The 14,699-nt window shown below is 41.9% G+C and carries 14 protein-coding genes and 1 rRNA gene; 12 read left to right on the plus strand and 3 right to left on the minus strand.

Annotated features, from left to right (window positions below; translation table 11 throughout):
• The 6 genes from rrf to MMO38_RS10145 all read left to right on the plus strand — a co-directional run.
• Positions 1 to 88, plus strand: a 5S ribosomal RNA gene (gene rrf, locus MMO38_RS10120); the annotation flags it as partial.
• 113 nt (positions 89 to 201) lie between these two features.
• The gene (locus MMO38_RS10125; RefSeq protein WP_241323525.1) at positions 202 to 666 is read left to right on the plus strand and encodes a GNAT family N-acetyltransferase; all 465 of its coding nucleotides are present in this window, start codon (positions 202 to 204) and stop codon (positions 664 to 666) included.
• A gap of 26 nt (positions 667 to 692) precedes the next feature.
• Positions 693 to 854: a hypothetical protein gene (locus tag MMO38_RS10130; protein ID WP_241323453.1), complete on the plus strand. Its 162-nt coding sequence runs from the start codon at positions 693 to 695 to the stop codon at positions 852 to 854.
• Position 855: 1 nt separating this feature from the next.
• A complete protein-coding gene (locus tag MMO38_RS10135; protein WP_241323454.1) occupies positions 856 to 1,362 on the plus strand; it encodes a hypothetical protein in 507 nt (168 codons plus the stop codon).
• 125 nt (positions 1,363 to 1,487) lie between these two features.
• Complete coding sequence (locus tag MMO38_RS10140; protein WP_121929118.1) at positions 1,488 to 1,799, plus strand: ankyrin repeat domain-containing protein; 312 nt, start codon at positions 1,488 to 1,490, stop codon at positions 1,797 to 1,799.
• Between the two features lie 378 nt (positions 1,800 to 2,177).
• Positions 2,178 to 3,953, plus strand: coding sequence for an SLC13 family permease (locus MMO38_RS10145; RefSeq protein ID WP_004673670.1), 1,776 nt, complete (start codon positions 2,178 to 2,180; stop codon positions 3,951 to 3,953).
• A gap of 52 nt (positions 3,954 to 4,005) precedes the next feature.
• Here the strand turns inward: MMO38_RS10145 and MMO38_RS10150 are convergent, their stop codons facing one another.
• Entirely contained in the window at positions 4,006 to 4,728 is a 723-nt protein-coding gene (locus MMO38_RS10150) for a TIGR04219 family outer membrane beta-barrel protein (protein WP_121929140.1), read from the minus strand.
• A 130-nt stretch (positions 4,729 to 4,858) separates the two neighbouring features.
• On the opposite strand from MMO38_RS10150, the gene MMO38_RS10155 reads away from it, so the two are divergent.
• The 4 genes from MMO38_RS10155 to MMO38_RS10170 all read left to right on the plus strand — a co-directional run bounded on the left by MMO38_RS10155 (position 4,859) and on the right by MMO38_RS10170 (position 8,894).
• The gene (locus tag MMO38_RS10155; RefSeq protein ID WP_241323455.1) at positions 4,859 to 6,310 is read left to right on the plus strand and encodes an aldehyde dehydrogenase family protein; all 1,452 of its coding nucleotides are present in this window, start codon (positions 4,859 to 4,861) and stop codon (positions 6,308 to 6,310) included.
• 39 nt (positions 6,311 to 6,349) lie between these two features.
• Positions 6,350 to 6,922 (plus strand): DUF1287 domain-containing protein, encoded by a 573-nt coding sequence (locus MMO38_RS10160; protein ID WP_241323456.1) that lies wholly within the window; start codon positions 6,350 to 6,352, stop codon positions 6,920 to 6,922.
• Positions 6,923 to 7,289: 367 nt separating this feature from the next.
• Positions 7,290 to 8,768, plus strand: coding sequence for a sodium-dependent transporter (locus MMO38_RS10165; RefSeq protein ID WP_241323457.1), 1,479 nt, complete (start codon positions 7,290 to 7,292; stop codon positions 8,766 to 8,768).
• A 9-nt stretch (positions 8,769 to 8,777) separates the two neighbouring features.
• On the plus strand, positions 8,778 to 8,894 hold the full coding sequence (locus MMO38_RS10170; protein ID WP_004673659.1) for a methionine/alanine import family NSS transporter small subunit: 117 nt from the start codon (positions 8,778 to 8,780) through the stop codon (positions 8,892 to 8,894).
• A gap of 58 nt (positions 8,895 to 8,952) precedes the next feature.
• Here the strand turns inward: MMO38_RS10170 and rsmB are convergent, their stop codons facing one another.
• Together rsmB and fmt are read right to left on the minus strand one after the other, a co-directional pair.
• Entirely contained in the window at positions 8,953 to 10,260 is a 1,308-nt protein-coding gene (gene rsmB / locus MMO38_RS10175; RefSeq protein ID WP_241323458.1) for a 16S rRNA (cytosine(967)-C(5))-methyltransferase RsmB, read from the minus strand.
• Positions 10,257 to 11,219 carry a methionyl-tRNA formyltransferase gene (gene fmt / locus MMO38_RS10180; RefSeq protein WP_241323459.1) on the minus strand — a complete coding sequence of 321 codons (963 nt, stop codon included), beginning with the start codon at positions 11,217 to 11,219 and terminating at the stop codon, positions 10,257 to 10,259. The genes rsmB and fmt overlap by 4 nt, the downstream gene beginning before the upstream one ends.
• A 211-nt stretch (positions 11,220 to 11,430) precedes the next feature.
• On the opposite strand from fmt, the gene ilvD reads away from it, so the two are divergent.
• Complete coding sequence (ilvD, locus tag MMO38_RS10185) at positions 11,431 to 13,260, plus strand: dihydroxy-acid dehydratase (protein ID WP_004637289.1); 1,830 nt, start codon at positions 11,431 to 11,433, stop codon at positions 13,258 to 13,260.
• A 134-nt stretch (positions 13,261 to 13,394) separates the two neighbouring features.
• Positions 13,395 to 14,684 (plus strand): hypothetical protein, encoded by a 1,290-nt coding sequence (locus MMO38_RS10190; RefSeq protein ID WP_130160672.1) that lies wholly within the window; start codon positions 13,395 to 13,397, stop codon positions 14,682 to 14,684.
• Positions 14,685 to 14,699 lie beyond the last annotated feature (15 nt).

Consider the following 14,699-nt stretch of genomic DNA (forward strand, 5'->3'; position numbering starts at 1 on the left):
CCTGATCCCTTCCCGAACTCAGAAGTGAAACCTCTTCGCGCTGATGGTAGTGTGGCACTTGCCATGTGAGAGTAAGTCATCGCCAGCTTTTAAATCTAAACACCCCAATCAGAAATGGTTGGGGTGTTTTTTATTGCGTGGGAGAAATAATTTGGAAGGAAATAGATTAAACTGAGTTGAATCAATTTAAAAATTAAAATGATGAAGATTTCATTACTTATAGATCACCCTGAGGCAGTTGAAAAAATAGCAAAGTGGTACTATGACGAATGGGCTTCTATTGCACCACAGATGACTGAAGAAATGATGTACCAAAAGGTGCTGGAAAAAGCAGCCAATCGTGATGTTATCCCCTTAGCAATCGTAGTCCATCATGAGGAAGAACTGATTGGGGTTTTGGAACTTAAACTTCGTGAGAATAAAAGTTATCCAGAATATGAGCATTGGATCGGTGGGATTTTTGTTGATCCGTTATGGCGAGGGCAAGGCATCGCAGGTCAAATGATTTCCGAAATAAAAGAAAAAGCTAGAAAATTAGGTGTAAAGACACTCTATTTACAGTGTGAAAATTACAATGTTGTACTCTATCAAAAGTACGGTTTTGAAATATTACATCAAGCCAATTATCATGTAGTCGAAACAACGATTATGAGATATCAACAATAACAATCTCGAAGTGCGTTGGAGATAAAATGGAAGAACAACTATTTCAGGCTGCAAAGATATTAATGGTGACTCGTTATCCTACAGGTTCGAGAGGGGACGCTGCATTTGCGACACTGAGTGGTAAAATTTCAACCAGCGTTGCTCCTGAAACAAAAAATAATACGTTATCGCTTTGTACTGATGAATAGAATGAAAGTTTTTGGAGATAAAACCACATTTTGTTTCGAGATTGGCGAAAAGATTGACTCCCCAATGAGGCTTGTGAATATTTTTATTGGAGGCAAGAATATTTGTTCTGAGGATAATATTGTTTATTTACCTCAATTTATAAATAGTATAGCGCTTAGTGCAAGCGATATTCGTAGAAAAATTGATTATTATAAATATATAAATTATTTTGAATGGATGTCATTGGAAGAGGCACATAATTTTTTACTCAGTACTAGAGATATAGATTCTCCTCATTACAATTTGGAAAATGATGATCTTTATCAGTGCCACAGGATTTTTTCTTGGGGGCCAACCACAGATAATGTTATATGTTTTCTATTGCCTATGAATGGCATGCTGTATTTGACATATAGCTTTTCCTCGAAAATCGATCTAAATAATTACAATAGCTTTTGTGGTGTAGCTATCACACCATATGAAATTGTTCATGTAATTATAGATGCTTTGAATGAGCTACAAGCATAATATTGGTATTAAGTACACTGAGCTGTTTATCGAAATATTTTAGATGTAGAGATTTCTACACTTGATAGATAAGGTCTTTTTGCCTTATTTAATTCGTCAGATTTATATTCAAGATGGTTAGACCTATGAAACTCAACTCTTTCTCTCCGCTTCCAGAAGACGATGAAGAACTCAATCTTCCTGAGCTTGTATATTGGGCTTCACTTGGTGATGCTGAACAAGTTACACAATTATTAGAAGCTGGCATTGATCCAAACCAGATCGATGATGAAGGCTATAGTGCGTTACAGGCAGCAGCTGAGAACGATCATTTAGCAGTGGTGAAGCTGTTAGTGAGTAAAGGTGCAAACGTTGCTTATAAAGGCGAATATACTGCGCTACAGCTTGCAGAAATGGCGGAGCATGCCGATGTGATTGAGTATTTAAAAAGTCTTTAAATTGCCTATAAAAATGATAGATAAAAAAAGCCCCATCGTCCTGATGGGGCTTTTTTCGTATTTAGTTTATTGTTGCTTACTTCCTATAAACAACCACTTCCTGTGGGTCTTGTTATTCTGAAGGAGACTTCCTGTCTCTGTATGATTTATATATTAAAGTGAATACGGGGCACTGTATATTCGTCAATGACCCCGATCACTGTACGTTCAGGCTTACATTGACCTCAACGCTTAGATCGTGTGATTTTTACCATATAAATGGATATAGAGGCAGGTTCTTATCATTATTTTAGCTAAGGTTAGCTTTAAATCGCATTTGTATATCAAGTTTTACTATATAAAATTCGGAAAATTATATACTTGTGGAAAGACTGTCTCATGGGTTGGGAAGGATGGTTGTCATTAGCCTTAACGTTAACAGGGCTGCTCACGCTGATTTTTTCAAGAATTGCTCCACATATCGTGATGTTAGCGATTTTGACTGTATTAAGTGTGTTGGGCATATTGACTGCCCAAGAGGCTTTGGCTGGCTTTAGTAACTCTGGTCTGATTACCGTTGCAGCAATGTTTGTGGTTGCTGCTGGTATTTCTAATTCTGGTGGTATTGACCTGTTTGTGAATAAGTTACTGGGCACACCCAAAACTGAACGCATGGCGCTACTTAGAATTTTCTTACCGATCGCACCACTTAGTGCCTTTTTAAATAATACCCCTGTGGTTGCAACCATGATTCCAGCATTGAATAGCTGGTCGAAGAAAATCGGGATTGCACCATCTAAATTAATGATTCCCCTCAGTTATACCGCTATTCTGGGTGGAACGATTACTTTAATTGGTACCAGTACCAATTTGGTGGTCAATGGGCAGTATCAAGCATTAACGGGCGAAGCTGGTTTTGGCTTATTTGATATTACGATTATTGGTCTACCTGTTGCGATCATTGGTATGTTTGCGATGTATTGGCTTGCACCAAAATTATTGCCCAATCATCAAGAGCAGAATGTCTTTTCCAATCTACGCGAATTTACCTTAGAAGTGGTGGTGAGTCCGAATGGTCCACTGGTCGGTCAGTCGGTTGCAGCGGCAGGGCTAAGAAGCTTAAAGCGTGTTTATTTGGTTGAAATTGAGCGTCAGCAAACCGTTTTATCAGCCGTGTCTTCTGATGAAATTTTATTTGGAGATGATCGTCTGGTTTTTGCAGGTGATACCGAAGCGATTACCGAACTTTTAAACATCAATGGATTGGTTGCACCTGACAGCATTGACGAAAAGTCCTCTTTAGAAGAAACACATGCAGGCCGTCGTTTAGTTGAGGCAGTTGTGTCACCGCATTGTGAAGCGATTGGTAGTGCCATTCGTGATGCCAAATTTCGTAATCGTTATGGTGCAGTCGTATTGGCTGTGGCACGCAATGGGGAACGTTTAAAAGGTGGTTTGGGGAATATTAAATTACAGGCGGGCGATACCTTGTTATTGGAAGCACGTCCTGCTTTTGTGTCTCGACAAAAATATAATAAAGATTTTTTATTGGTCAATGAGCTGGATCATGAACCACTGCAACATGATAAAGCATTATTGTCATGGGGCATTTTACTCGCTGCGGTGATTGCTGCTGGCTTTAATGTGATTAGCATGCTTAATGCCGCATTGTTGGCTGCGGGTGCAATGTTGATTTTTCGTTGTCTGACCGTGAAGCAGGCTGAAAAGAGCTTAGATTTAACGGTCATCCTAACCATTGCGGCTTCTTTTGCTCTGGGTGCTGCTTTGGAAAAGACAGGTGTAGCTGAAATGCTGGCGCAATTCATCGTGCATTTTAGTGCGGGTGAAGCGATCTTATTGCTGATTTTGACTTATTTCTTTGTTTCATTATTGACTGAAGTGATTACCAACAATGCAGCAGCGTTGCTGACCTTGCCGATTGTATTGGAGATTACGGCTCAAGCGAATTTAAATCCGATTCCGTTTGTCTTTGCGATCATGATGGCGGCTTCCGCAAGTTTTGCGACGCCGCTGGGTTATCAGACCAATTTAATGGTATTAGGACCAGGAAATTATCGCTTTAGTGATTTTATTAAAATCGGCTTACCCATGAATATTTTTATTGGCTGTGTCACGGTCACGTTATTGATTCTGTTCTTTCCCATTCAGTTATAAAGAACAAAGCCCTGAAGATTTCAGGGCTTTTTTTACGGCTTAAATCGCCTGTTTAGAAGTGGATGTCGATACCCAAATAAGGTCCTTTGAAATCAAATTTGAGATCATTTTTTTCGTAGTCATCTAGCTTGATATTTAAGATGCGATAGCCTGCTTTTAAACCGACATCCACCAGTAAGTTATCAATAAAGTTGTATTGTAACTCTGCTTGGGCATCGGTGATTTTGGTGTCGTTGAAGTTGCTATATAACAACTCAGCTTTGGCACTTAAACCTGTGAATGGCAGTTTGACACCTGCTGACCCATAAATTACAGGAACCGTTTTATTGATATCGACTTTCCCCATTTTATAAAGGCTACTCGTTGGGTCTGCTAGAAGTGTTGTGACATCACCATTTAAAGTGGTTGCACCAAACCCCACATCCGCATCGACGATATTGTCTAAGATTTCATAATATAAAATAAAATCGGTATGAGCGATGTCTAGGTCATATATAGGTTGCCCGAAAACCTCATTTTCTGTTTGTGTCTTTAAATTCACATGGCGAATTTTGGCATTTGGCAGTAACGGAATTGGGTGTTCAAAAGCCAATGACAGTTGTGCTGAACCTTTGCGGTCTAAGTCTTGATCTGGTGCAGATGTTTGCGCAGCCATATTGGCTTTACCGTTGTAGTTCCAATAGCTGAGATCGCCTTTGACACCAATTACGTCTGCTTGTGCCAAACCACACAGGCTCGTCCCTAAAGCGAGCATTGATATTTTTAATATTTTCATTGTATTGTTCCAATAAATACGAGAAACAGTAATGAATTGTTGTAAATTCATCACCGATTGGGCGCATCATATAGTGAACAATTCAAATATGCAGTAGTCTAATTTTAAATTTTTGCAAAGAGAATAAATAATGTCAGATACACAAAGTGTTGTGGATTACCCACTGTATGTGGCAGGCAAGGCAATCACAACAGGTCAATGGTTAGACGTACAGAATAAATATCAAGGCACGACATTTGCGCGAGTGGCGTTGGCTGATGCTAAGGTTTTAGAAAAGGCGATTGCCGCATCGGTCAAAGCAGAAGCCGAAATGGCAGCATTAAAACCCTTCCAAAAACAGCAAATCTTATTGCACTGTGTAAAACGCTTTAATGAGTTACGTGACGAGCTGACCGAAATTTTAATCGCAGAAGGCGGCAAGCCCCGTGGCGCGGCCAGTGCCGAAGTTGAACGTTTAATTAATACTTTTCAATTGGCTGCGGATGCAGTGACGCAACTTGATGATGGTCGAGTATTACCTTTAGCGGTCACGCCAGCCGCAGCGCGTTATCGCGGCATGATGAAACAGGTGCCGATTGGGGCTGTTTCATTGATTAGTCCCTTCAATTTTCCATTAAATTTGGTGGCGCATAAGATCGCCCCTGCGATAGCCGCGGGTTGTCCTTTTGTTTTAAAACCTGCGAGTCTAACTCCGATTAGTGCATTAAAAATTGCTGAGGTTTTGGCGGAAACGGATTTGCCGAAAGGTTCGTGGTCGGTGTTGCCTTGTGATCGTCAAGCCGCTGATATTTTGGTCACTGATGATCGCTTTAAATTACTCAGCTTTACGGGTTCTGACCAAGTGGGTTGGGATATGAAAGCACGTGCAGGCCGTAAAAAAGTGACTTTAGAGCTGGGTGGAAATGCAGCGGTGATGATTGAAGCAGATGCGGTGGTTGACGATGCACTGATTGATCGTTTGATTGGTGCTGCATATAGCCATGCTGGGCAGGTCTGTATTAGTGTGCAACGTATTTTAATTCATGCCGATCTTTATGCTGACGTGAAAAAGAAACTGTTGGCAAAGCTGAAAAAGATCAAAGCTGATGATCCAGCATTAAGTACGACATTGGTTGGTCCTATGATTAAAGCTGCGGAAGCTGTTCGTTTGAAAAAGTGGATTGATAAGGCTGAGAAGAAAGGAGCGAAAGTACTGATCGGTGGCAATCTACAAGGCGTGTTACTCGAACCAACTTTGTTGGAAAATGTCGATGCTAAACTTGAAATTTATAAGGATGAAGCCTTTGGTCCTGTCGCAATACTAGAGAAATATAAAGATTTTGAACAAGGCATTGCCACCATTAATCAAAGCCGTTTTGGTTTACAAGCAGGTGTCTATACGCAGAGTCTCAATAAAATGCTGTATGCATGGGATCATTTGCATGTGGGTGGTGTGATCATCAATGATGTGCCCACTTTCCGTGTCGACAATATGCCGTATGGTGGTGTGAAGGATTCTGGTTTAGGTCGAGAGGGGATTCATTCTGCGATTCGTGATATGCAGGAAGAACGGTTATTGGTGATTAAGGAAACTCAAGCCTAATTAGCGGTGGGTGGCGTATTGATCTACTGTTGGAAGCGTATGTCTAAATTTTATAAGCTAGTCCTATTATGCTTGTGCATGTTGTGGACGCTGTCAGCATGGGCATTTTCTTCGCAGCAGTTGGTGAGCGATGCGCGAAAACAAATTGGCGTCACCCGATTTTATGATCCTGCATATACGCGCTTAGACTATCCGATGGGGGATGTACCGATGGTGAAAGGTGTCTGTACGGATGTGGTGGTTCGAGCATTACGTCGTCAAGGCATCGATTTACAGCAACGGATGCATGAGGATATGCGCCAGCACTTTAAGCTGTATCCAAATAAATGGGGGCTTAAAGCGCCCGATAAAAATATTGATCATCGCCGAGTTCCAAATATTGCCACTTATTTCCAGCGAAAAGGTTATCAGGTGCGTGATCAAAACTATCGTGCTGGGGATATTGTGACGTGGGATTTAGGGCAGGGGCTGGTGCATATTGGCATCGTCTCGGATAAGAACAGTTTTTTTCAGAAAACCCCGCTGATTTTGCATAATATTGGTCAGGGCACAGAGGAGTCTGATATTTTATTTAAATATAAAATCACGGGACATTATCGAATCAAAAATTAAATGCATAAAAAGTAATTATGCTGATCATGTTTTTAAATCAAATGATAAATTTAAACGAGGTCGGAAAATTGAGTTGAAAAATAATCAATCGTGTCTGAATTGGCGATGAACGGTTATTTTTTTTTGCATAAATTACAGTAAAAATAAATAAAAAAGGGTATTGTTCAATCATCAACAGGCAAAAAATAGTCAAAATTTTTTAAGGAAGAGTTTTCTAATTTTTGCTGGTTTGAATATAAGAAATGAAAACTCAAAAGGTTTTTTCTGATTCAACCAATAATAGGATTTGCATTGGTACTTTTCTTGCTAGCAGTATAACAACCAGAGAACAGCAGCATCGAAAGTTGCCTTAGGAATAGGTTATTTTATGACAGAAACTCGTGAGCACTGGTCGGCACGATCAGGTTTTATCATCGCCGCAATTGGTTCGGCGATTGGATTAGGTAATATTTGGCGCTTCCCATACGTCGCTTATGAAAACGGTGGCGGTGCGTTTTTAATTCCTTATTTAGTAGCTTTATTGACGGCAGGATTACCCCTCTTATTTTTAGATTACGCAGTTGGGCATCGCAGCAATGGTGCGCCGCCTAAAGCATACCAACAACTCACCAAACGCGCTGAGTCTTTGGGATGGTGGCAAGCATGTGTTTGTATTGTGATTGCGCTTTATTACGCCAGTGTACTGACTTGGGCAGGAAGTTATATTTATTTCTCCTTCGGTCAAAGCTGGGGTACAGACCCAGAAAATTTCTTCTTTAACAAATTCTTGGCGACTTCTCAAGCCGCCACATTTGATCTGACGTTTATTGGTCATTTGTTTTGGCCATTAATCGGTGTTTGGGCCTTAGTACTGTTTATTTTGTATGGTGGTGTTCGTAAAGGCGTTGAGCTTGCGAACCGTATTTTCATGCCGATCTTATTGGTACTGTTTGGTATTTTGGTGATTCAAGCTTTGCGTTTACCGGGCGCTGTAGATGGTCTAAATGCCTTCTTTACCCCAAACTGGGAAGCCATGAAGAACTATAAAGTCTGGTTAGCGGCTTATGGTCATATCTTCTTCTCGCTTTCGATTGGATTCGGGATCATGGTGACTTATGCCTCTTACCTAAAACCAAAAACCAATTTGACGGGTTCAGGTTTGGTGATTGGTTTTGCTAACTCTTCGTTTGAGATCTTGGCAGGTATTGGTGTTTTCGCGGCTCTTGGCTTCATGGCACATGCAGCGGGTACCAGCGTACAAGACGTGGTGAGCGGCGGTATTGGCTTGGCATTTATTGCGTTCCCTAAGATTATTTCAAGCTTAGGTGCAGGCGCAGAGTTGTTCGGGATCTTATTCTTTAGCTCGCTCTTTGTGGCTGGTGTTTCATCGATGGTCAGTATTTTACAAGTACCGATCTCAGCGATGCAGGACAAGTTAAAATGGAGTCGTGCTAAAGCCGTGGCCATTATTGGTGGTGGTACTGGCGCAGTTTCTATTTTCTTATTCTCAAGTGCCAACGCGATTAAACTGGTCGATATTATTGATCACTTTATTAATAATCTAGGCATTGTCTCAGGTGCTTTGGTTTCGATCATTATGGTGTCATGGTTCAAGCGTTCACTGATGAAAGATCTAGAGCAGCATGTCAATCGTGTATCTACCATCCAATTGGGTGGGGTTTGGGAATTCACCTTAACCATCATTACCCCAGTTGTTTTGATTTCTACCCTTGGGCTTGCATTAAGTGCATTGTTGCAAAAAGGCTATGGCGATTATGCAATGAGCTTACAGCTTTGGTTTGGTTGGGGCTGTATTTTATTCTGTGCGATCGGCGCATTGTTTATGAGCAGCTTAAAGAATCGCTAGGAGATGACGATGAATACTTCAGCTTTAATCATGATGATCATTGCAATTGGGTTGTTGTGGGGCGGATTGGTGCTTTCAATTATACATTTGATGCGTCATCCCGAACAAAAAGATGATAGCGTATAACAATACGTTGATCAGAAGAAAGAAAGCCATACATTGATGTATGGCTTTCTTGTTTATGTTAGGCGATCTTCTGGATACAACAATAATAGAAGCCATCACCTGAATGTAGGTAAGGTAATAACTGACGACCATAGGCCTGTTCAATACCCCAGTCTGCTTCGATTTTGATTTCTTCAGCATTGCTATGTTCAGCAAAGAAAGTTGCCATTTGCTGTTCATTTTCAACTTTTAGAATCGAGCAGGTAATGTATAACAGCGTGCCACCCACTTTGAGTTGTTGCCACATCTGTTGCAAAATTTGCTGTTGCAATGCAACAGTTTGCGCGATGTCGGTCGATTGTCTCAACAAGCGGATATCTGGATGGCGACGAATTACACCTGTTGCGGAACACGGTGCATCGAGCACGATACAGTCGACGGCTTCCGGCGCCTGCCAAGTGGTTGCATCTGCTGTAACAATCTCAACCTCGGTTTGATCTAAGGCAAGACGTTCTATATTTTCAGACAAACGTAATAAACGTTTTGCATCATGGTCAAGCGCAATCAGTTTTTTAGGATTATAGCGCTCAAGAATATGTGCTGTTTTACCACCGGGTGCAGCGCAGGCATCGACAACGACTTTATCATCTAAATTCGGTAAAAGGGTCGCGCATAATTGTGCATGTTCATCTTGAACAGAAAAACCGCCTTCTTCGAAACCTGGTAGATGGGTAATGTTGCCCGTTTGTTCCAAAACAATACCAACATTTGAAAGCATGCAAGGACGAGCATCAATTTGTTCTTCATCCAAAATTTCTAAATATTCGTCACGACTGACTTGGCGTTCATTGACGCGCAGGGTCAGAGGTGCGACTTGTTTTAAATTTTGACAGATTTCATCAAATTGATCAGGCCAATCTTTTTTAAGTCGTTTGAATAACCAACTTGGTAAACCATGCGTATTATTCAACGCTGTTTGAAATTCATCTGTTTCACGTGAAACACGACGCAGAATAGCATTGACCAAACCACTCATTGGCTCGAAACCGAGTTGCTTAGCAGCATTTACAGTTTCTGAAATCGCAGCATGTACAGGAATACGAGTACATAAAATTTGATACAAACCAAGATATAAACAACTTTCCAGTGCTTCATTGTCTAATGGTTTTGTCAGCAAGGGTAAGGTAATTGCTTTTAAAGAATACCACTGGCGTAAACAACCTAAAGTAAGTTCGTGATATAAACCACGGTCACGTTCAGAAACGATATTGATATGTTGATTCAACACGGAAGCCAAAGATTGCCCATTTTGAACAGCCAAAAGTGTTTTGACCACTTGTGCACGCAGATTCAAATGTTTTGCAGATGATTGATTCGATTGGTTCATGGGAGAATTTGTCCAAGGTGCAATTTTTGGGTTTGTGCAATTTGCACTGGATTGAGTGCTTTACCGCCGGGCCATTGCAGGCTGGTTAAGCATACTGCGCTGTTTTCACCACAGGCCACATGGACACCGTGTTTGTCCATCGCAACAATTTCACCGACTTGCGCGTCTGCTTTGCTGTGTGGAGAAAGGGTTGAACCCCAAACACGTAGCGCATTATTTTCATCGAGTTGAATAAATGCCACAGGCCAAGGATTGAAAGCGCGAATATTCCGATCAATTTGAACGGCATTTTGCGTCCAATCAATACGCGCTTCTGCTTTGACCAGCTTATGTGCATACACGGTCAGCGCTTCGTCTTGTACTTCACGTTTGGCAATAAAGTCTTGTAGGCTTTGCTCTGATTCGAGCACGGTACAAATCGCGTCTGCACCTTGAGTCGCCAGTTTATCGTGCAGGCTGGCAGAGGTGTCTTCTGCTGTGATCGGACAATAGGTTTTATACATCATATCGCCAGTGTCTAAGCCTGCTGCCATCTGCATGATGGTAATGCCAGTTTCTGCATCACCTGTGGCAATGGCGCGTTGAATCGGGGCAGCACCACGCCAGCGCGGTAGTAATGAACCGTGAATATTGAGACAACCGTATTTCGGCGTATCCAAAATCGCCTGAGGTAAGATCAAACCATAAGCCGCAACCACCATCACATCTGCGCCAAGTGCAGCAAGCTCTTGTCGAGCCGCTAAGCCTTCTTCGGTCGATGCTTTAAAATGCAAAGGTTGATAAACAGGTAAACCGTGTTCAAGTGCAAGTTGCTTGACTGGGGAAGGTGTTAACTTCTGCCCACGACCTGCTTTACGGTCAGGTTGAGTATAAACTGCAACAATCTGGTGTGATGATTTTAATAATGCCGCCAATGCCGTTGCAGCGAATTCAGGCGTACCAGCAAATATGATTTTCACAAATGCATTCCGAAAAAAACTTACTGCAAATTATAAGCGAAAAAGCCACTAGCCCCTAATCAGATGCTATCAATTACCTTTGAGCAAAAAAAGATAGCTTCAGTGGTCATCTGTTAAACGATAACTTGTAGTATGATGGGCTTAGCTCAGTATCATTTCGCCAGAGAGAATGTCCTATTCGTCTCGAGCACAAACTTGTTGGGAATACAAAATGCCTGATTATCGTTCGAAAACATCAACACATGGAAGAAATATGGCTGGCGCGCGTGGTTTATGGCGTGCGACGGGCATGAAAGATGAAGATTTTGGCAAACCTATTATTGCGGTGGTCAACTCATTTACCCAATTTGTTCCAGGTCATGTGCATCTTAAAGATTTAGGGCAACTGGTTGCGCGAGAAATTGAAGCTTCAGGTGGTGTTGCAAAAGAATTTAATACCATTGCAGTCGATGACGGTATTGCGATGGGTCATGATGGCATGCTGTATTCGCTACCATCACGTGATTTGATTGCCGATTCTGTGGAATATATGGTCAATGCCCATTGTGCGGATGCAATGGTGTGTATCTCGAACTGTGACAAGATCACACCGGGTATGCTCATGGCGGCAATGCGCTTGAATATTCCTGTGATCTTCGTGTCTGGCGGTCCGATGGAAGCGGGTAAAGTCAAATTCCGCGGCAATGAAAAAGCGATTGACCTCGTTGATGCGATGGTGGTTGCGGCAGATGAAAGTTATACCGATGAAGAAGTTGCCGCGTTTGAGCGTTCAGCTTGTCCAACTTGCGGTTCGTGTTCAGGCATGTTTACAGCGAACTCGATGAACTGTTTAACTGAAGCTTTGGGTTTATCTTTACCGGGCAATGGTTCAATCGTCGCTACCCATGCAAATCGTGAAAAATTGTTCTTGAGAGCAGGGCGCTTGGTAGTCGAATTGGCAAAACGCTACTATGAACAAAATGATGACAGCATTTTACCGCGTTCGATTGCAACCAAAGATGCATTTGAAAATGCCATGACCCTAGATATTGCCATGGGTGGTTCAACCAATACGGTATTACACTTGTTGGCTGCTGCTCATGAAGCAGAAGTCGATTTCACCATGGATGATATCGACCGTCTTTCTCGTCTAGTGCCTGTGTTATCTAAAGTTGCGCCTGCAAAATCAGACGTACACATGGAAGATGTCCACCGTGCAGGTGGCATCATGGCGATCTTAGGTGAGCTTGATCGTGCCAATTTGTTAAAGACATCATGTCCAACCGTACATGAACCAACGCTGAAAGATGCATTGGACAAGTGGGATATTATCCGTACTGAAGATGCCGATGTATATGAGTTCTATCGCTCATCTCCGGGTGGTATACCAACCCAAGTGGCGTTCTCACAAAACCGTTATTATTCAACTTTGGACGGTGATCGTGAAAATGGCGTGATTCGTAATGCTGAGCATGCCTTCTCTAAAGATGGTGGTTTGGCTGTACTTTACGGCAACATCGCGTTGGATGGCTGTATCGTGAAAACAGCAGGTGTGGATGATTCGATCCTTAAATTTACTGGCACTGCGCGCGTTTTTGAGAGCCAAGATTCTGCAGTAGAAGCGATTTTAGAGCATAAAATTGTGGCTGGCGATATCGTGGTGATTCGCTACGAAGGTCCACGTGGTGGACCGGGTATGCAAGAAATGCTGTATCCAACCAGCTATTTGAAATCTAAAGGCTTAGGTAAAGACTGTGCTTTGATTACCGATGGTCGTTTCTCGGGTGGTTCTTCGGGTTTATCGATTGGTCACGTTTCTCCAGAGGCTGCGGAAGGCGGAGCAATTGGTTTGGTTGAAGATGGTGATACCATTGAAATTGATATCCCAAATCGTACCATCCATTTAGATGTAGATGATGCAACGATGGCACATCGCCGTACGGTTCAAGAAGCCAAAGGTTGGCATCCAGTAGAAGAACGTAAACGTAAAGTGTCTAAGGCACTCAAGATTTACGCGATGCATTCAACCAGCGCAGCAAAAGGCGCAGTACGCGTTTTGTAAAATTTCAAATCCCCCTAAGTCCCCCTTTTTTTAAAGGGGGACTTCCACGAATTATATTCAAGTATTAAACTCGTGTAGTTCCCCTGTTTTTTAAAGAGGGGTTAGGGGGAGATTTCTATCAAGAGGCAATCGACATGTCTTTGTTACGTCGTTGGTTTGATCCCATCCGATCGAGCTGGTTTTATCAGAAACCTTCTCGTCAGGCGGTATTACCCACGGAACAGGGTTTAAGTATTTATCTACGTTTAGATGATGTGTATAGCTATCTTGCGGTACAACAGTTGGCTCAGCTTAATGAGATTTTGAGCGATGAGCTTAAACCGTTAAAAGTCATTATTTCAAAACAAGATGCTGAACCGCCCAATGGTATGTCAGCACAAGATTGGCAACGATACTGTCTCAATGATGCCAAGATTTTAGCCAAACAACACCGTTTTGGCTTTGATGAAACTCCAGAAATTCCAAGTCCAGAAGCATTACAACAAGCTGAAACCATTCTAAGAAATACGCCTTTACGAGAACAAAATTTTTTACATTTGCTGGAAGATGTTTTCCATATGTTATGGCAACAGCAATATGGAAAATTACGCACCTTATATGCGATGGCGAAACAACACCAAACCCCACAAGATTTTCCTGAACGAATGTTTCAGGATGTTCCTGTTTCAGCCAGTTATTTCGAGTTTAGTGAACGCAAGTATCAAGCCGTTGATGATTTATTGCGTTTAACGCGCCGTTTAAAACAACAAAAATTATTGACGGGAACGCCTATTTTTCTGATTAATCACATCGAGTGGCGTGAGCATTTGATCAACGATGGTGAAGCATTGGCAGAAGTGCAAGCCTTACATCCAGAGTTAGATCTCTATATTGCGCTTGAAGACCCGATGAGTTGGTTGTTGTTGGATTATATTAAAGCAGAACTTGCTGATTATTATAATATTCAGCTCAAAGTCTACCCGTTAAGCTATCAAGGTCGAGATTGGTTTGATTGGGGCCTGGCAACCCGTGTTTCAAAACGGACGGAAGTGGCATTCACCCCGTTTTGCCGTCCAACCAAAGAAGCCAGCTATGAAATGGCAAAGCTGTTCTATAGTGTGGCAGAAGAACAACAGGTCGATTGCATTCATCAGATTTTGGAAGGCGTGTGGACACGTGGTAAAGACCTTTCTTTTAAAGCACATTTCCAGCGGATGCAGAAGCGTTTAGAAATTGAGCGCATTACCGAACAAGATATTGAGGCTTTATTACAACAAAATGATGAATTATGTCAGCAGAAGCATCAACCTGATTTTCCCGTTTTAGAGTTACGTATTGATGGGCAAAGTTACGTGTTTAATAGCTTATACCGTGTTTGGATGATTGAAAGTATTATCAGTAATGTGTTGGAAGAAAAATATAAGAATGACAGTTTAGAAGGCTAGAAGGCTTAGCGTCTA

The organism is Acinetobacter sp. NIPH 1852 (genome assembly GCF_022549455.1).
Classification (GTDB): domain Bacteria; phylum Pseudomonadota; class Gammaproteobacteria; order Pseudomonadales; family Moraxellaceae; genus Acinetobacter.